At 65.7% G+C, this 16,701-nt stretch carries 14 protein-coding genes and 1 pseudogene; 5 read left to right on the top strand and 10 right to left on the bottom strand.

The genetic code is table 11. The features are described 5' to 3' along the window. Positions 1-16: 16 nt before the first annotated feature. Positions 17-298, top strand: a pseudogene (locus tag SPHME3_RS20575) (transposase); the annotation flags it as partial. A gap of 273 nt (positions 299-571) precedes the next feature. On the opposite strand, the gene prpB reads toward SPHME3_RS20575, so the two are convergent. From prpB to SPHME3_RS0100895, 5 genes are read right to left on the bottom strand one after another with little or no spacing between them, the layout of a single operon-like run. Further along, complete coding sequence (prpB, locus tag SPHME3_RS0100915; protein WP_017977772.1) at positions 572-1,492, bottom strand: methylisocitrate lyase; 921 nt, start codon at positions 1,490-1,492, stop codon at positions 572-574. A 14-nt stretch (positions 1,493-1,506) separates the two neighbouring features. Then, complete coding sequence (gene prpC, locus SPHME3_RS0100910; RefSeq protein WP_017977773.1) at positions 1,507-2,670, bottom strand: bifunctional 2-methylcitrate synthase/citrate synthase; 1,164 nt, start codon at positions 2,668-2,670, stop codon at positions 1,507-1,509. Positions 2,671-2,686: 16 nt separating this feature from the next. Then, positions 2,687-3,847: a 2-methylaconitate cis-trans isomerase PrpF gene (gene prpF / locus SPHME3_RS0100905; RefSeq protein ID WP_017977774.1), complete on the bottom strand. Its 1,161-nt coding sequence runs from the start codon at positions 3,845-3,847 to the stop codon at positions 2,687-2,689. Then, a complete protein-coding gene (gene acnD / locus SPHME3_RS0100900) occupies positions 3,844-6,468 on the bottom strand; it encodes a Fe/S-dependent 2-methylisocitrate dehydratase AcnD (RefSeq protein WP_018250499.1) in 2,625 nt (874 codons plus the stop codon). The genes prpF and acnD overlap by 4 nt, the downstream gene beginning before the upstream one ends. Then, a complete protein-coding gene (locus SPHME3_RS0100895; protein ID WP_231291979.1) occupies positions 6,465-6,797 on the bottom strand; it encodes a hypothetical protein in 333 nt (110 codons plus the stop codon). Before SPHME3_RS0100895 ends, acnD begins: the two co-directional genes overlap by 4 nt. 94 nt (positions 6,798-6,891) lie before the next feature. On the opposite strand from SPHME3_RS0100895, the gene SPHME3_RS0100890 reads away from it, so the two are divergent. From SPHME3_RS0100890 to SPHME3_RS0100870, 4 genes are all read left to right on the top strand, one after another. Beyond that, on the top strand, positions 6,892-8,295 hold the full coding sequence (locus tag SPHME3_RS0100890) for a short-chain fatty acyl-CoA regulator family protein (protein WP_017977777.1): 1,404 nt from the start codon (positions 6,892-6,894) through the stop codon (positions 8,293-8,295). Between the two features lie 567 nt (positions 8,296-8,862). Further along, on the top strand, positions 8,863-9,294 hold the full coding sequence (locus SPHME3_RS0100880) for a DUF4383 domain-containing protein (protein ID WP_024310458.1): 432 nt from the start codon (positions 8,863-8,865) through the stop codon (positions 9,292-9,294). Beyond that, complete coding sequence (locus SPHME3_RS0100875; protein ID WP_017977779.1) at positions 9,291-10,361, top strand: hypothetical protein; 1,071 nt, start codon at positions 9,291-9,293, stop codon at positions 10,359-10,361. The genes SPHME3_RS0100880 and SPHME3_RS0100875 overlap by 4 nt, the downstream gene beginning before the upstream one ends. Continuing rightward, positions 10,345-10,656: a hypothetical protein gene (locus SPHME3_RS0100870; RefSeq protein ID WP_231291980.1), complete on the top strand. Its 312-nt coding sequence runs from the start codon at positions 10,345-10,347 to the stop codon at positions 10,654-10,656. Before SPHME3_RS0100875 ends, SPHME3_RS0100870 begins: the two co-directional genes overlap by 17 nt. Here the strand turns inward: SPHME3_RS0100870 and SPHME3_RS0100865 are convergent. From SPHME3_RS0100865 to SPHME3_RS0100845, 5 genes are all read right to left on the bottom strand, one after another. Beyond that, complete coding sequence (locus tag SPHME3_RS0100865; RefSeq protein WP_017977781.1) at positions 10,584-12,206, bottom strand: FAD-binding oxidoreductase; 1,623 nt, start codon at positions 12,204-12,206, stop codon at positions 10,584-10,586. The two genes, SPHME3_RS0100870 and SPHME3_RS0100865, sit on opposite strands and share 73 nt — an antisense overlap. Continuing rightward, positions 12,203-13,159: an alpha/beta fold hydrolase gene (locus SPHME3_RS0100860; RefSeq protein ID WP_070240672.1), complete on the bottom strand. Its 957-nt coding sequence runs from the start codon at positions 13,157-13,159 to the stop codon at positions 12,203-12,205. Before SPHME3_RS0100860 ends, SPHME3_RS0100865 begins: the two co-directional genes overlap by 4 nt. A 232-nt stretch (positions 13,160-13,391) precedes the next feature. After that, complete coding sequence (locus tag SPHME3_RS0100855; RefSeq protein ID WP_017977783.1) at positions 13,392-14,552, bottom strand: tyrosine-type recombinase/integrase; 1,161 nt, start codon at positions 14,550-14,552, stop codon at positions 13,392-13,394. 290 nt (positions 14,553-14,842) lie between these two features. After that, positions 14,843-15,433: a DUF1826 domain-containing protein gene (locus SPHME3_RS0100850; RefSeq protein ID WP_020486385.1), complete on the bottom strand. Its 591-nt coding sequence runs from the start codon at positions 15,431-15,433 to the stop codon at positions 14,843-14,845. Next, positions 15,430-16,665 carry a GTP-binding protein gene (locus tag SPHME3_RS0100845; RefSeq protein ID WP_172436188.1) on the bottom strand — a complete coding sequence of 412 codons (1,236 nt, stop codon included), beginning with the start codon at positions 16,663-16,665 and terminating at the stop codon, positions 15,430-15,432. Before SPHME3_RS0100845 ends, SPHME3_RS0100850 begins: the two co-directional genes overlap by 4 nt. Between the last annotated feature and the right edge of the window lie 36 nt (positions 16,666-16,701).

Below are 16,701 nucleotides of genomic sequence, written 5' to 3'. Positions count from 1 at the left end.
GAGCGGAGACGGGCCGATGAGGGGCGAGCGGACGGTGGCGCAGGAGGCGCTGTCCTACAGCGTCAGCCTGAAGCGGCGCGTGCCGGCGGACCATCTGCTGCGCTCGATCGACCGGTTCGTCGACCTGTCTGGCATCCGCGAGGAGCTGAAGCCGTTCTACAGGGAGACGGGCCGCCCTTCGATCGATCCGGAGCTGATGATCCGGATGCTCATCATCGGCTATTGCATGGGCATCCGGTCCGAGCGGCGGCTGTGCGATGAGGTGCATTGGAACCTAGCCTATCGCTGGTTCTGCCGGTCGGCGCCCGCTTCAAGGGGCTTGGATACGAGGCGACCCCGGACGGCGCGTTGTTCCTGGCCGATGCCGGCGCCTGGCCGGAATGATCGGTGGAGCAGGAGATCGCGGCGGGCGGCCACGACATCATCCTCTTCCGGCTCCACCGCGCCGCGATCGCAGAAGGGATCATGCCGCTGGTGTTTCATTCCAGCGTTTTTTACACGCTGATACCGATCGGGTAGCGCCGGAGCGGGGATCGCGACCGGTTTCTCACCGGCCGCGATCTTCGATCGATCACGCTTGCGGCATGGCCTCGGGAACAATCGTCTTCACGATCGAGGCATCGAGAGCCTCGTAATCGTGCAGTCCGATCACATCGTAGAGTTCGGCCCGTGTCTGCATCCGCTCGACCACGTTGTGCGTGCCGCCATCGCGCTGGATCGCGGCATATAGCTCTCCTTGCGCCTTGTTGGCGACGCGTAAGGACGAGACCGGCCAGATCACCATCTTGTACCCCATCGCCTCGAACTCTTGTGCCGTAAAGAACGGGGTCTTGCCGAACTCCGTCATGTTAGCGAGCAGCGGCACGCCCGGCATCGCGGCCGCGAACGCCTCGAACATCTCGCGACTGGTCAACCCTTCCGGGAAGATCGCGTCTGCACCTGCCTCGACATAGGCCCGTGCGCGCTCGACCGCGGCATCGAAGCCATCGACCCCGACCGCATCGGTGCGGGCGACGATCACCAGATCCCGCGCCGCCTTCCTCGCGGCTGCGACTTTGGCCGCCATGTCGACGGTCGGGACCAGGCTCTTGCCGTTCAGGTGCCCGCATTTCTTGGGCAGGATCTGATCCTCGAGATGGACCGCACCGGCCCCGGCATCCTCGAACGTCCGCACCATGTGCATGACGTTCAGCGCCTCGCCATAGCCGGTGTCGCCATCGACCAGCAGCGGCAGCGCGGCCGAGCGGGCGATCTGGCGGATGAAAAAGGCGACTTCATCGATGGTGATAACGCCGAGATCGGGGAGGCCCATCGACGCGGTCATTGCCGCCCCCGACAGATAGAGCCCATCAAACCCGGCGTTGCGGGCCTGGATCGCGGAATGGCCGTTATGGGCGCCTGGCAGACGGTAGATCCCCGGTCGCGACAACGCGGCGCGGAAGCGCTTGCCCGCGGATTCGGTCGGCAGTTCGGCAGCAACGAGATACGGCAAGGTGAGATACTCCTTCAGGCAGCGAGATGGTCACCGCGGGCGGCGAGCGGCACCCAGGCGAGGTCTTCGGGGCCAGTGTAGTTGGCGGACGGGCGAATGATCTTGTTGTCCTGGCGCTGCTCGATGACATGCGCCGCCCAACCGCTGGTGCGCGCGATGACGAACAGCGGCGTGAACATCGCAGTCGGCACGCCCATCAGGTTGTAGGAAACGGCCGAGAACCAGTCTAGGTTCGGGAACATCCGCTTGGCGTCCCACATCACCTCCTCAATACGGGCGGCGACGGCGAACTGGCGCTGGGCGCCTGCCTCGTCGGCGAGCGCCTTGGCGACGCGCTTGATGACGACGTTGCGGGGGTCAGCCACGGTATAGACCGGGTGGCCGAAGCCGATCACGACTTCCTTGGCCTCGACGCGGCGACGGATGTCGGCTTCAGCCTCGTCAGGGGTCGCGTACCGCTTCTGGATTTCATAGGCGACCTCGTTCGCGCCGCCATGCTTGGGACCGCGCAGGGCGCCGATCGCGCCGGCGACGGCCGAATACATGTCCGAGCCGGTGCCGGCGATCACGCGGGCGGTGAAGGTCGAGGCGTTGAATTCATGCTCGGCGTAGAGGATGAGCGAGGTGTGCATGGCGCTCACGAAGCTGTCGGATGGTGCCTCGCCGTGCAACAGATGGAGGAAGTGACCACCGATGCTGTCGTCGTCGGTTTCCACCTCGATCCGGCGACCATGGTGCGCGAAATGATACCAGTAGAGCAGGATCGATCCGAGCGAGGCCATCAGCCGGTCGGCGATGTCGCGCGCGTCGGCGACATTGTGATCGTGCGTCTCGGGCAGGACGCAGCCCAGCGCCGACACGCCCGAGCGCATGACGTCCATCGGGTGCGCCGCGGCTGGGATCGCTTCCAGCGCCTCTTTGACCGAGCGCGGCAACCCACGAAGCGTCCGTAGCTTCTTCTTGTAGGACGCGAGCTGCGCCGCGGTCGGCAGCGCACCGTGGACCAGCAAATGGGCAATTTCCTCGAACTCGCTTGTCTCGGCGAAGTCGAGAATGTCATAGCCGCGATAATGCAGGTCGTTGCCGGTTCGGCCGACGGTGCACAGCGCGGTGTTTCCGGCCGTCACGCCCGAGAGCGCGACCGATTTCTTCGGCTTGAAGGTGGTTACGTCGTTCATCGGTCTGACTTTCCTCTCAGAAACTGTCGGCGGGGACGTGGACATGACCGTCCATCAGCACCCGCGCGCTGCGGCTCATGACGGCCCTGGTGATGATCCATTGTCCGTTCGCCTGGTGGGCCTCGGCACCGACACCCAAGCTGCCGGAAGGGTGGCCGAAACGGATCGATGTCCGCTCGCCGCCCCCGGCGGCCTTGTTGACCAGCGTGCCCGGTACAGCCGCCGCGGCGGCAATCGCGACGGAGGCGGTGCCCATCATCGCGTGGTGGAGCTTGCCCATCGACAGCGCGCGGACCAGCAGGTCGACCTCGTCGGCCACCACCTCCCGGCCGCTCGACGTCTGATGGTCGATGGGCGCGGCGACGAAGGCGATGGCCGGTGCCCGCGTCGTCTTGGTGATGCCCATCACCTCAGCGCCGGCGGTGCGCAGCGCCTCGAAGCGGGCGAGCGCGTCCGCGTCGCCATTGATGGCGTCGCGCAGCTCGGCGCCGGTATATCCCAGATCCTCCGCCGCGACGAAGACGGTCGGCACTCCGGCATTGATGAGGGTCGCCAGGATCACACCGCCCGGCACGACGTCGTCGTCTACCTTCAGCGTGTCGACCAGATGGCCGGTCGGGAACAGCGCGTCCGACGCATCGGCGGGGTCGACGAACTCCAGAACGATCTCGGCGGCCGGGAAGGCGACCCCGTCGAGCTCGAAATCACCCGTCTCGATGACTTGCCCATCGGCGACCGGCACATGGGCGACGATCGTCTTGCCGATATTCGCCTGCCAGATGCGAACCGTGCAGAGACCGTCAACTGCACGGGCGGCATCGACATAGCCGGCCGCAATCGCGAACGCCCCGACCGCCGTCGACAGATTTCCGCAATTGCTCGACCAGTCGAGCGCACCGCTGTCGATCGCGATCTGCCCATAGAGGTAATCGACGTCATGGCCCGCACGCGTCGCCGGGGAGACGATCACGCATTTCGACGTGCTGGACGTCGCGGCACCCATGCCGTCGATATGCGCGACATAAGGGTCGGGGCTGCCGATGACGCGGGCGAATAGCCGGTCGCGGGCGTCGCCCGGTGTCTGCGCGCGTTCGGGCAGGTCTTCGAGCCGGAAGAACACGCCCTTGCTGGTGCCGCCACGCATATAGGTGGCCGGGATGCGGAGCTGCGGCGTCATGCTGCCGCACTCGACGCGAGAAAGTCCTGCGCGAAGCGTTGCAGCACGCCGCCCGCCTCGTAGATCGACACCTCTTCGGCGGTGTCGAGACGGCACTGCACCGGCACCTCCGTCCGCAACCCATTTGCCCGATGGATGACGAGCGTCAGCTCGGCGCGCGCATTGGGCGTCCCCGCCACGTCGAAGGTCTCGGTGCCGTCCAGCTTCAGGTTGAGGCGGGTGGTGCCGGGCTGGAACTCCAGCGGCAGCACGCCCATGCCGATGAGGTTGGTGCGGTGAATGCGCTCGAACCCTTCGGCGACGATCGCCTCGACGCCTGCGAGCCGGACGCCCTTCGCGGCCCAATCGCGCGACGATCCCTGCCCGTAATCGGCACCGGCGATGATGATGAGCGGTTGCCGGCGACCGAGATAGGTTTCGATCGCCTCCCACATGCGAACGATTGTGCCATCGGGCTCGATCCGGGCGAGGCTGCCCTTCTTCACTACGCCGTCGACCACTGCCATTTCGTTGACGAGCTGCGGATTGGCGAAGGTCGCGCGCATCGCCGTCAGGTGATCGCCGCGATGGGTGGCGTAGGAGTTGTAGTCCTCCTCCGGCACCCCCATCGCGGTAAGATACTCGCCTGCCGCGCTGGTCGGCAGGATCGCGTTCGATGGCGACAGGTGGTCGGTGGTGATGTTGTCGGGCAGGATCGCGAGCGGGCGCATCTCCGTGAGCGTGCGCGGACTGGCGGCAAGCGCACCCAGACCATCGGTGTCCCAATAGGGCGGCCGGCGGATGTAGGTCGATTGCGGACGCCAGTCGTAGAGCGGGCTGACCGGCGCGCTGCCGTCGCCTGAGCGGGCGAACATCGGCTCGTACACGTCGCGGAACTGCTCTGCCTTCACATGGTCGCGCACGATCGCGTCGATCTCGGCATCGCTCGGCCACAGGTCGGCAAGCCTGACGTCGCGGCCATCCGGTGCGATGCCCAGCACGTCCTTCTCAATATCGAGCCGGATCGTGCCGGCGATGGCATAGGCGACGACCAGCGGCGGTGACGCGAGGAACGCCTGTTTGGCGTAAGGGTGAATGCGCCCGTCGAAGTTGCGATTTCCCGACAGGACGGCGGTCGTGTACAGATCACGCTCGACAATCTCGCGCTGGATGACCGGATCGAGCGCCCCCGACATGCCGTTGCAGGTCGTGCAGGCGAAGCCGACGATGCCGAAACCGAGTTGTTCCAACTCGCGCAGCAGATCGGCTTCTTCGAGATAGAGCGCCGGCACCCGCGATCCGGGCGCGAAGCTGGTCTTGACCCACGGCTTGCGCGTCAGGCCGAGCGCGTTCGCTTTCTGCGCCACGAGCCCCGCCGCCACGACGTTGCGGGGGTTCGAGGTATTGGTGCAGCTCGTGATCGCGGCGATGATGACGGCGCCGTCCGGGATTAGTCCTTCGCGCTCCTGCGCGACGGCACCTTCGAGATCCTTTGCAACGCCGCGGTCGTGGAGCGCGGCGGTCGGCAGGCGCCGATGCGGGTTCGACGGACCGGCAAGGTTGCGCTCGACGCCGCCCAGATCGAAGGTCAGCACCCGCTCATACTGTGCGGTCGCCAGCGCATCGCCCCATAGGCCGGTTGCCTTGGCATAGGTCTCGACCAGCGCGACCTGTTCGGGCGCGCGATTGGTCAGCAGCAGATAGTCGAGCGTTTGTCGGTCGATGTAGAACATCGCTGCGGTTGCGCCATATTCCGGGCACATGTTGGAAATGGTCGCGCGATCGCCGATCGACAGGCTGTCGGCACCGGGGCCGAAGAACTCCAGCCAGGCTCCGACGACGCGCTCCTTGCGCAGGAACTCGGTCAGCGCGAGGACGATGTCGGTCGCCGTGATCCCCTCCGGCCGCCGCCCCGTCAGCTTCACCCCGACGATATCGGGCAGCCGCATCATCGACGGGCGGCCGAGCATGACCGTCTCCGCCTCAAGGCCACCGACACCCACCGCGATCACGCCCAGCGCGTCGACATGCGGCGTGTGGCTGTCCGTGCCCACGCAAGTATCCGGGAAGGCGACGCCGTCACGCACCTGGATCACCGGTGACATCTTCTCCAGATTGATCTGGTGCATGATGCCGTTGCCCGCCGGCACCACGTCGACATTGTCGAACGCGCGCTTGGTCCACTCGATGAAGTCGAAGCGGTCTTCGTTGCGCCGATCCTCGATCGCGCGGTTCTTGGCGAAGGCGTCGGGATCGAAGCCGCCATGCTCGACCGCCAAGCTGTGGTCGACGATGAGCTGGGTCGGCACTACGGGATTGACCTTCGCGGGGTCGCCGCCCTGATCCGCGATGGCGTCGCGCAGACCCGCGAGATCGACCAGCGCGGTCTGGCCAAGGATGTCGTGGCAGACGACGCGGGCCGGATACCAAGGGAAATCAAGATCACGCCGACGATCGGCGATCTGGATCAGCGCGTCGTTCAACAGTGCGGGGTCGCACCGGCGGACCAGTTGCTCGGCCAGCACGCGCGCGACGTACGTAAGCGTGTCATAGGCGCCGGGGCGGATCGCCTCGATCGCGGCACGCGCATCGAAGTAGGTGAGAGCTGTTCCGTCGAGCGGCTTCTGGTAAACAGTGTTCATGGGGCTCCCGGGGTCCATTGGGTGAGCCGCGTGGCGATCGACGCGCTCGGTCGGGTAAAGGTCGAGAAGGTGAAGCGGCCAGCGGCGACCATGCAGTCGCATCCCGCTGCGTCGCGACCGCTGGCGAAGACGGCGACGACGAGGCCATCGTCGCTCTGGCTGACGCATGATGCCTCGAATGCGACCTTATCCAGCACAGTGCGCAGTTCGATATCGTGGCAGCGATGGAGCGAAACGCTTTCACCCAGGACATCCCGGGCGCGTGCCGTGGCTGCCCCGAGGACGCGGTGGAGAAGGTCGGCACCTTGCGGTTGGGCGGCAGCAAGCATATTCGCATAATCCGCAAACAGTCGCGCTTTCACAGAGCTGAAAGCGTGAAGTCCTGCGAAGGTCGATTAGCAAATCTGCGAAGGTTGCGAAGTTATGGTGGCGCGCAAGGCATTCATAGGGGTTCGGCTTCGGCGCTTGCGCGAGGAACGCAAGCTGAAGCAGGTCGAGCTTGCCCAGGCACTCGGCATCTCACCCAGCTATCTGAACCAGCTCGAACAGAACCAGCGTCCGCTGACCGTCCCGATCCTGCTGAAGCTGAACGCCGCCTTCGGTGTCGACGTTCAAGTTTTCTCAGAGGACGATGAGGCACGCCTGATGACCGACATCCGCGATGCGATCGCCGACGTCGAGGAGGCGGTGTCCGTTGCCGAACTGCGCGAGCTGGCGACGAACATGCCCGCAGTCGGCCGCACGCTGGTCGCGCTGCATCGGCGGTATCGCGATGCGGTCGAGCGCGGCGACGCGATGGCGGCCGAGCTGGGCGACGAATGGAGCATCGGGGGCCGCGCCCGCCAGCCCTTCGAGCAGGTCCGGGACTTCTTCTACGCGCGCCACAACCATGTCGAGTTGCTGGATGAAGCGGCCGAACGCCTCTATCGCGACGCGGGTCTGAGCCCGCGCACGCTTCACGACGGCCTGACGGCATGGTTGAAAGCGCGCCACGGGATCGCGGTGCTGACCGATATTACCACCGCGCCACGCCGCTTCGATCTCGCCGCACAAGCGCTAACGCTGTCCGCCTCGCTGACACCTGGCCAGCGCGTGTTCCAGATGGCGACCCAGCTCGCCTTTCTCGAATTGGGCGAAGTGATCGACGACCTTGCCGACGATCCCGTCCTTGCCGATGCGGAGGCGCGCCGCCTCGGGCGGATCGGCCTCGCCAACTATTTCGCAGGCGCGTTGGTCCTCCCCTACGCCGACTTCCTGACTGCCGCCGAAGCCGAGCGGTACGACATTGAGCGCCTTGGGCGGCGCTTCGGTGTGGGGTTCGAGACGATCTGTCACCGCCTGTCGACGCTCCAGCGGGCGGGTGCGCGGGGCGTGCCCTTCTTCTTCGTTCGCGTCGACCGTGCGGGCAACATTTCGAAGCGGCAATCGGCGACCGACTTCCACTTTTCGCGTGTCGGCGGGACCTGCCCGCTCTGGAACGTCTATGAGGCATTCACTCAGCCGGGCCGTGTGTTGCGTCAGGTTGCACAGATGCCCGATGGGCGCAGCTATCTATGGGTCGCGCGGACCGTGGCGAGCGGGTCCGCCGGGTTCGGCGACCCGGAGAAGGTGTTCGCGATTGGGCTCGGCTGCGACCTGCGCCATGCGGGGCAACTCGTCTATTCGCGTGGGCTCGATCTGGCCGATCCTTCCTTCGCGACACCCATCGGCGCCGGGTGCAAGGTGTGCGAGCGCCCAGCGTGCCCGCAGCGGGCGTTTCCGCCGATCGGGCGGGCGCTCACCATTGACGAGAACACTGCCGCTCCGGTGCCCTATCCCGTCGCCTGACGCTCGGCGCTGGCATCAGCGCGCCGCCATGCGGCGATGATCGACGGATCGGCCACCAGCTTGCCTCCAGAAGACGTCGAGGCGATGCTCGCTGCCGGGGATCATAGGGGCATCGTTCACGCCACTGAAGAGCGGCTGGGACAGCCAGTTCAAGCAGGAACTGCGCAACGCCTTCGCCCGCAACGGCACCATCCCGCCCGCCGACTATCGGGTTGCCGAGCTGTTTTCCCACACGCTCGTCACCCCCAATAGGCGACACACAGTCAGCCCAGCATTTGAGGCACTGCCTCGGTCTCGCGTGATGAACGACTGGCAGAAAGCGGGAAGCGGTCTGGCAGCTTCGAATGACCACTATTGGGTCCGGGCGGTCGGCCGTGCAACCGATCCTGCCTAGCCTACACCCCGACGGCGCGAGGTGAGACATAACAGGGGCGGGCGACTGACACACCCGTGATGCTCTTCCGGTTAGGCCACTGGGGTTGAGAACTGTCGCATGGTTTGTCCCGCATCCGCTCATTGTTTGCTAACTGCCTTCGTGACAAGCTGATAAAGTCAGAGGGGGTGACGATGAACCGAGTTCGGGTGTTCGGGGCCGCATATTGCATCGGTTTCATGCTCGTGGTGGCGATCGGCTATGTGCCGCCATTTCATGACGCCGATGGCAATCTGTTCGGGCTGTTCAAGCTCGACCTTTATGACGACAGCCTGCACTTTTTCTCCGGTCTGTGGGCGGGGATCGCCGCGTGGAGGTCCTATGGCGCGACACGCCGTTATTTCCGCCTGTTTGGGCCGCTCTATTTCGCAGACGGTGTGATGGGGCTGTTCCTGGGCAGCGGCTATTTGGATGGCGGTATCTTCCTGTACGGGCCAGTCCGGGAGTCACTGTATGCGCACGTCTTCGCCAACCTGCCGCACCTCGTGATCGGTGGCGTCGCGATCTGGGTCGGTTATCGGTTGGCGCGGGTGCCTGAGGGGGCAGCGCGGCCGGCGTTGGCGTGAGGCGCCGTTGGCGCCTGGCAGCGCTTGCCGGCGGGCTGATCGCCGCCATCGTGCTGGTGCCGATGGCGTATATCGAGGTGGGTTGCCAGGCGCCGCTGCCGGGCCTCGTCGCCGCGCCTGACCGTACTCCGCTTCTCCCCGCAGCCGATCGGCGGCCGGAGGCGCGCACATTTCTCACATATCCCGAATGGCACATCGTCTACGAAGCGGAAGCCTTTGCGCGGCACTTGGCCGCCGGCCAACCGCCGAGCAGCTTTGCCTATGGTGAGCAAATCGGACAATTCTGGACAAGCTATTGCGCCGTCAACCGGATCATCCACAACAGCCCAGAATCAGGCGCGGCCAAGGTGACGATCTACACGATCGGCATCAGCTACACGGTCGAACTGGCGGTCAAGGCCGCCTATGAGCGGACGATCGGGCGACTGTTCGAAGCGACGAGCGGGTGGGACAGCGCCGATGACCGCCACGGCGCGCACGTCCAGCAACGCTATGGCGCCTTCCTGCATGAAACGCCCTGGTACCGATTTCCTTTCCGCGAGGCGCTGAAAGGCGAATGGCAGACCCGGGAGCCGACGCTGCATGCCCGGCATTGGGAACGCCGGTTCGCCTTGTCGGCGGAATACGGGGTCAAGGCGCTCTACGCCAAGGCGATCGATGCTGCGACCGGCGCGACCGTCGGGCGTGACGAACCGACGCTACGGTTGGTGGTGCGCGGCGATCCTGCCGTCCTCCGCGGCGTTGACCCGCGGTTGCAGGTGGTCGGATCGCTGCCTGGTGGGCTGACGGTGGTGGAGGCGCCGCGTTATCAGCAGTTTAACGACCTGCTGGCGAAGTTGTCGGCTACGCAGGTTCAACTGGTCGAGATCGCAGGCAACCGCACGATCTTCGCCACCTTGATCCTGCCTGACCGCGTGCCTCCACCGGGACCCGCCGTGCTGGCGATGCCTATCGACCGGACGGGTTGGCGACGCGTCGGAGTCACTGTTCCGGTCGCCCGCTTGCTCCCCCTGATGACGCGCGTCCGCGCGCTCGGCGGCACGGTTGAGCATGTCTACGACTATTAGGGCGGTTGGCCGTGCCGTCGCCCAACTCGCCGTGGTGCTCGGCGCATGGGTCCTGATCCTGTTGGCAATGCCCTTCGTCGGGCCGGCCGGCCGGCAAGTGGCGGTGATCGGCGATGGACCGGCGGCCGTGCGGGTCATCGCCGCGGCGGGTGGGCGCGTCGTGGAGGTCCGCCGTGGCGCGACGCTGGCCCGCGGCGACGATGCCGGCTTCGTTCGCCGGCTTTACGCCAATGGCGCGCGCGCGGTGATCGAGGGTCGGATCGGCGCTGGCTGCTTCGCGACCAAGGGCGCGTAGCGGGCGTACCAAGTGTTACTGAAAAGCCCATTCGGATCCCAGTCGCGCTTGGCGGCGAAGAAGGTGCCGATCTCGGGATAGGCGCGCTCGAGCTGTGCGGGCGTGTAGTGCAGCTGATAGGGAAGGAAGAAGCGGCCGCCGTGGCTGGCGGTGAGGTCAATGAGTTCGCTGGTCAGCCGCCGCATCGCCGCCGTGCCTTGAGGCGTGGTCGGCTGGTTGAGGTAGAGCACTACCGAAAACGCTGGCGCGGGCGCGTAGCTCAGCGCGTTATCCTCCGCGCCCACCGCCCGGATCGACGCGTTGACGAGGTTGGCGTGCTTGCGTTCGAAAATCGCGCGCATGCCGTCAATGAACGGCACAATCTGCGCGCGCGGGACGAAATACTCGTGGAGGATGTCGGTCTCGCCCGGCAGGTCGTTGAACAGATAGGCGACCGAATCGTGCATGGGGTCGTTGCGCGCGACCAGGCACGCCTCGCCCGACCCCTGCGCCTGCGCTCGCGTTATCGTGCAGCTTTCGAACCGGTGCTCAAGATGCTTCTCGCTCCACCATTTCCAACGCTTGAACGTGTCGTTGCGCTTGGCGAGGTTGACTATCACGCGGCGGATTTTGGTGGAGGTCACTTCCGATAGGACCGCGCGGTTCAGCGCCTGATCTTCGGGATGCTTGGTGTAGGTGTACACCAACGCCTCGCGCAGCAGGCTGCCGGGCGAGGTCGACAGGTGGACATAGCTGAGCCCGACGCGGGGGTTGGCGGCAATCCGCTCGAAAGTGGCCGGGAAGGCGCGATAGTCGATGATCTCGCGGCCGGAGCGATAAACGTCGTTTGGGACCACATCGAGCGTTGCCGACAGGATCACGCCGAACAGTCCGTAGCCGCCGACCACATGCCGGAACAGCTCTGCATTCTCGTCGCGCGACGCGGTGACTACCCGGCCGTCTGCAAGCATCAGCCGGACGCTGCGCAGCGAGCCCATCACCGCGCCCGCCTGATGATCCATGCCGTGCGCGTTGACGCTGATCGACCCCCCGACGGAGAAGATGTCGGTGGACTGCATCGCCTTCACCGCGAACCGCGGATGCACGGCCAGCTGGATCGCGTGCCAGGTCGCGCCGCTGCCCACCGTGACAGTGCGTGCCGCTGGGTCGAGCCGGATCGCGTCCATGCCGCGCATGTCGAGCACCACGCCCCCGGAGCGGAACGCCTGGCCGCCCATCGAGTGCTTCACGCCCGCTGCAGAAACGGTAAGCCCGTGGGCGCTGGCATAACGCAGCGCCGTGGCGACATCGGCCTCGTTTCGCACGCGGACCACGCCGGCGACGGGCGTGCGGCTGAGGCAGCTCGCGTCATTGACATGGCCGCCGCGCTGCGCCCAGTTCGGTTCGCGCACGGCGGCAGCGCGGGGCCGCTCCTGCGGCAGCGGCGGCAGCACGGTGGCGCAATCCTTTGGGCCGGCGGGATCGGCAGCCAGCGGCGCGACATAGGCGGCAGCCCCGGCGGCGGCGAGCGCCAGGATAGAGGTTCCAACCAACAGGCGCTGATGCTTCATCGGACCGGCTCCGCGATGGCGGCGTCGAGCGCCGGCAGGAAATGAACGGCATCTTCGATATGAGGCACATGGCCGACGCCGGGCAAGCGGGTGATCGGCGCACCCAACAGCCGAGAAAGCTGCAGGCCCTGGGCGATCGGCGTCACCGTATCGGCCTCTCCCCAGATCAGCCGCACGGGTGGCTTCATCAGGCGCAACGCCGACGAGCGGCGGCTCGATGCGCCATCGTCGGCTGCCAGCAGCGACGGAAGCCAGGCCGCATAGGCGGCGGTAGTGCCGGGCCGGCGCATCGGCGCGCGTAGCGTCTCCCGCCAGCGTGCTGCCGCTTCCTTTTTGGCAAGCATCGATCGAGACAGGGCGCCGATCGCATGCGGGTTGGTAAGGGTCGCCGCAATCAACGGCTGCGACAGGACGGCTGACCGGAGTAGGGGCACGCCCCCATTCGAGGAGGGATCAAGCTCGCCCAGCGCACCATCGACGAGCACCAGCCGCGCGACCTGATCCGGATGACCGAGCGCGAATTCGGTCGCTGAGCCGCCACCGAAGCTATGCGCGACCACGATTGCAGGGCCGCGCGCCGTTGTCGCCAACACCGCAGACAGGCGGGCGGCCTGCGAGCGCCGGTCGTAGTGCGCGGCCGCATCATGTTCGGAATAGCCGAACGGCGGCAGGTCGACGGCGACCACATGATAGCCCCGTGCCGCCAAATGCGACGACACGTCGCGCCAGAAGCCGCTCCAGCCTGCAGTACCTGGCACGATCAGAACGGTTGGGCGGGTTGGCACGCCGTGTTCGTCCACTGTCACTCGGCCGAGCGGGGTGGCGACTGAACGAAGGTGGGCAGGCACCCGCCCGTCGCGCTCGCGCACCCATGCCGCACCACGAATGACAGCAAGCACTGCTGCCGCCGCCAGCAGCACCAGAAAGCAGCGAAAGCAGGCGCGGGGGAGCATGCGCTCGGTAATAGCCCAGAACCCTTACGGAGCGGCTACCAATCGCGCTGCCGAAGAAGACGCGACGTTGTGGAAAACCCGGCTCGGCTTGCGCATCGTCAGCGTCCGCTTGAAGAACGCGGACCGACCACCAACGGCTGTTCCGATCGCTCGGCCCAGGATGAACTAACGGCCAGTTTTGGAGGTCGGCTTGGGTGGTCCGACTGACTGCAATTGGGTCTTCGGGTTTGTTTCACAACGCCAGTTTTGACAACGTCTCGCCAGTTTCGGTGCGACTGAGATGGCCGTAGTGCCGCTCGATCATCTCCGCGTTCGTGCCGCTGATCTGCGCGACGCTGAGGAGCGGCGACCGGGCGTCGACGAGGTCGGTGATGATACTGTGGCGGAGCGTGTAGGCGGTAGTTCCCACCGGCAGCTTTGCGGCGGCGACGGCGTCGGCAATCGGCCGCTTCCACGTTTCTTTCGCCCAAGGCTTGTCGTTCGCGCGGGCTAGGAGGGGAGCGGGGGGGGCTCTCCCTTCAGCGCGGGCGCCGAGAAGCTCCGCAGCCTTGCTCGGTATGAGGATGCGCCGCGGCTTACCGCCCTTGTCATGCCCTATACTCAATTCCGACGTTCGCGCGTCGAAGTCGGCGACGGTCAGGTGCGCCACAGCGCCCGGACGCAGCGGCAGTAGGCGGAGTGTCCGGACGAACGGCTTCGGTTCGGGATCGATCTTCTGCAACGGCAATCGCCGCTGATCCCGATCGAGATAAAGGGTGTGCTGGCGATCGGCATTTCGGATCGCGCGCAGGGCTTCCTGCCACGCGGCGTCCGTCCCAGGCGTTCCTGGCGCCGGCACCTTGTTGACGGCTGCCCGAAGAATGGCCAATTCATGATTAATCGATGACGGCGCGCGAGGGCGCGTGACCTGCGGTCCCTTCTTGCGACGTGTCACCAGCGCCGGCTTCTGCCGCGGGCGCTGGCGCCATGCCTGCAAGTGGCTGCGCCGACGTTTCGTCAGCTTTACGCTGGCGATAGGGTCGGAAAAAATGCCGCATGTGACGCGGCCCACGACGTCGGGGTGGGTTTCACGGTAGCGTCGGCAAGCATTCTCGACGGTGTCGATCCGCCCCGCAGGCTGGCCGCCTGACTCGACCAAAATCGCGAACGCTTCAGCCGCTTTATTTGCATCAGCGAACCGATCACGACCGGGGAGGGTGCCGAAGTCGCCGAGAGCCTTGAGCTGATAGCGGCGTTGTCCCTCATCGTAGGCGCGCGCGATCCATGTTCCCGCACCATCACGTGCGGACGGACGGTAACTAAGGAAGCACCCTGGCTGAATGCGTTGCCAAAACGGCTCGCGCTGCGCCCGCAGGGCATCATGCTCCTTGACCCTGCTCAAGTTGATCGCCATGATCCAACTTCGACTAATTCCCTACGGGAAAATCACGGAAAACATGGCCGGATAATGTTGTACGCCATGGTGCAACAAATCAAACAAATACAAGTCGGTTATATATTCGAATAATTCTCAAAAGAGTACCGCTTTTCGGTGCTTTGAAGGCATGTACCCCAGGTTCGAGTTCTGTCGGGTGTGCCAAAATCGGCAAGTGCCTTCTTCAATAGCTTTGATCGTCGTCCGACCATGACGGGCCGGGCTCGTCTGGCGTGCCAAGCGTCGCGCCTGTTCCTGACGCGCTATCGCTACATTCCATCGTTGCTACGAATAGGGTCGATCACGAGGATCAGGCGCTGTCCGCCCGTGGCGGCGATGGGTGGCGATCGGTGAAGGACGGTCGGGGGATCGAGCAGCATCCGGCCTTTGAAGACGCCGACTGCGCCGGTCGGCACCTCGTAGATCGCATCCGGCGCCGCGGCGCGGCACCATTGCGTTCCGGGCCCCGCATAGGTGCATAGCAGCCGCAGCGTGACATAGTCGGCATGGAAGCGCCGGCACGCATCGGTCTCGATCACCTCGAGCCGCAGCCGCAGGCGATCGTCACCGGTCAGCGCCGCCTGTCGCCGGAGCAGGAGGCCGATGTCCGCAGCAAGCGGGGTGGCGATATCGTCGGGGTAGCCGGCGTTGCGCAGTGCGTCATCGAGCGGCGCGTCCGCGTCGAGGTCCAGCGTGACGTCATCGACCGTGTCGAGGTCCAGCGCGGCCAGCCCGGCCTTCATTGCGTCGGGGAGCGGGCGCCACCAGATCGCCAGCGCTGTTTTCGGGCGGGCGATCGCGTCGAGCGACGTGCGATCATAACCGAAGGCGACGACGTCCTCCAGCATGGCGGGCGTCATACGGAGGTCTCCAGCTGGCGCTCACCCCAGGCCGGGAATGGGTCTGGCAGCGACGTCCACAGCGTCGGGGTAAAGGCAGAGGCGGCCACCAAGCATGCGTCGAGCCGGCGCCGAAGGGAGGGTTGGTTCATGGTTATGCCTATGAATACGATTTCCTGTCGGCGGTCGCCCCAGATGTCGTCCCAATGCTGGGCGACGAAGTCTTCGAAGCGGCCGTCGTCGGGCCAGTGATGCTTGGGCACCGCGGCCCACCAGCGGCCCATCCGCGAGGTGGTCGTCTGGCTGCCCGCCACCGCCAGTTCGCCGACCCAGTCGGGGCGCGTCGCGAGCCAGAAATGCCCCTTGGCCCGCACGACATTTTCGAGCCCGCCCTCGGTCAGGAACGCATAAAATCGCGCAGGATCGAACGGCGCGCGGGCGCGATAGACGAAGCTTTCGATCCCATATTCCTCGGTTTCGGGCTGATGGTGGGCATAGCCGTACAGCTCCTTGGCCCACAGCGGGTGGCGCGCCGCTTTCTCTTCGTCGAACATCCCGGTGGCGAGCACGAGGTCGAGGTCGACGCGCCCGTGATCGGCAGTCACGATCACCGCATCGGCATTCAGGCTGGCGACGAGCTTCTTGACCGTGGCCAACTGCTCCGCGGACACCGACGAGGCCTTGTTGACGATCACGACGTCGGCAAACTCGATCTGCTCGACCAGCAGGCCGACGAGGCTGCGCGTATCGTCTTCCCCCATGCTCTCGCCGCGATCGGCGAGGAAATCCTGGCTGGAATAATCGGCCAGCAGGTTGAGCGCGTCGACCACCGTCACCATCGTGTCGAGCCGCGCGACGTCGCCCAGCGACACGCCGTCCTCGTCACGGAAGGAGAAGGTGGTGGCGACCGGCAGGGGTTCGGAAATGCCGGTCGATTCGATCACCAGATGGTCGAACCGCCCGGCCTCGGCGAGCGTGCGCACCTCGGCGAGCAGATCGTCGCGCAAGGTGCAGCAGATGCAGCCGTTGGTCATTTCGACCAATGCCTCCTCCGACCGCGACAACGCCGCCTCTCCGCCGCGCACGAGATCGGCGTCGATGTTCACTTCCGACATGTCGTTGACGATCACCGCCACGCGCCGCCCTTCGCGATTGGCGAGGATATGGTTCAGCAGCGTCGTCTTGCCCGCGCCGAGGAAGCCGGACAGGACGGTCACGGGCAGACGGGTGTCGGATGGGGAGAGGGTTGCCATGATGACGGTCCAATGTGATATGTTACAACATGACCT

It is taken from the genome of Sphingomonas melonis DAPP-PG 224 (genome assembly GCF_000379045.1).
Classification (GTDB): domain Bacteria; phylum Pseudomonadota; class Alphaproteobacteria; order Sphingomonadales; family Sphingomonadaceae; genus Sphingomonas; species Sphingomonas aquatilis.
Note: the sequence above shows the minus strand (reverse complement) of the source record. Positions and strands in the feature narration are given on the sequence as shown.

Excerpts from the sequence above, each read along its gene's own strand:
- SPHME3_RS0100890 (WP_017977777.1), top strand. The coding sequence starts at position 6,892 with ATGGTGGCGCGCAAGGCATTCATAGGGGTTCGGCTTCGGCGCTTGCGC.
- SPHME3_RS0100880 (WP_024310458.1), top strand. The coding sequence starts at position 8,863 with ATGAACCGAGTTCGGGTGTTCGGGGCCGCATATTGCATCGGTTTCATG.
- SPHME3_RS0100845 (WP_172436188.1), bottom strand. The coding sequence starts at position 16,665 with ATGGCAACCCTCTCCCCATCCGACACCCGTCTGCCCGTGACCGTCCTG.
- acnD (WP_018250499.1), bottom strand. The coding sequence starts at position 6,468 with ATGAACACTGTTTACCAGAAGCCGCTCGACGGAACAGCTCTCACCTAC.
- SPHME3_RS0100860 (WP_070240672.1), bottom strand. The coding sequence starts at position 13,159 with ATGCTCCCCCGCGCCTGCTTTCGCTGCTTTCTGGTGCTGCTGGCGGCG.
- prpF (WP_017977774.1), bottom strand. The coding sequence starts at position 3,847 with ATGACGCCGCAGCTCCGCATCCCGGCCACCTATATGCGTGGCGGCACC.
- SPHME3_RS0100895 (WP_231291979.1), bottom strand. The coding sequence starts at position 6,797 with ATGCTTGCTGCCGCCCAACCGCAAGGTGCCGACCTTCTCCACCGCGTC.
- SPHME3_RS0100865 (WP_017977781.1), bottom strand. The coding sequence starts at position 12,206 with ATGAAGCATCAGCGCCTGTTGGTTGGAACCTCTATCCTGGCGCTCGCC.
- prpC (WP_017977773.1), bottom strand. The coding sequence starts at position 2,670 with ATGAACGACGTAACCACCTTCAAGCCGAAGAAATCGGTCGCGCTCTCG.
- SPHME3_RS0100850 (WP_020486385.1), bottom strand. The coding sequence starts at position 15,433 with ATGACGCCCGCCATGCTGGAGGACGTCGTCGCCTTCGGTTATGATCGC.
- SPHME3_RS0100870 (WP_231291980.1), top strand. The coding sequence starts at position 10,345 with ATGTCTACGACTATTAGGGCGGTTGGCCGTGCCGTCGCCCAACTCGCC.
- SPHME3_RS0100855 (WP_017977783.1), bottom strand. The coding sequence starts at position 14,552 with ATGGCGATCAACTTGAGCAGGGTCAAGGAGCATGATGCCCTGCGGGCG.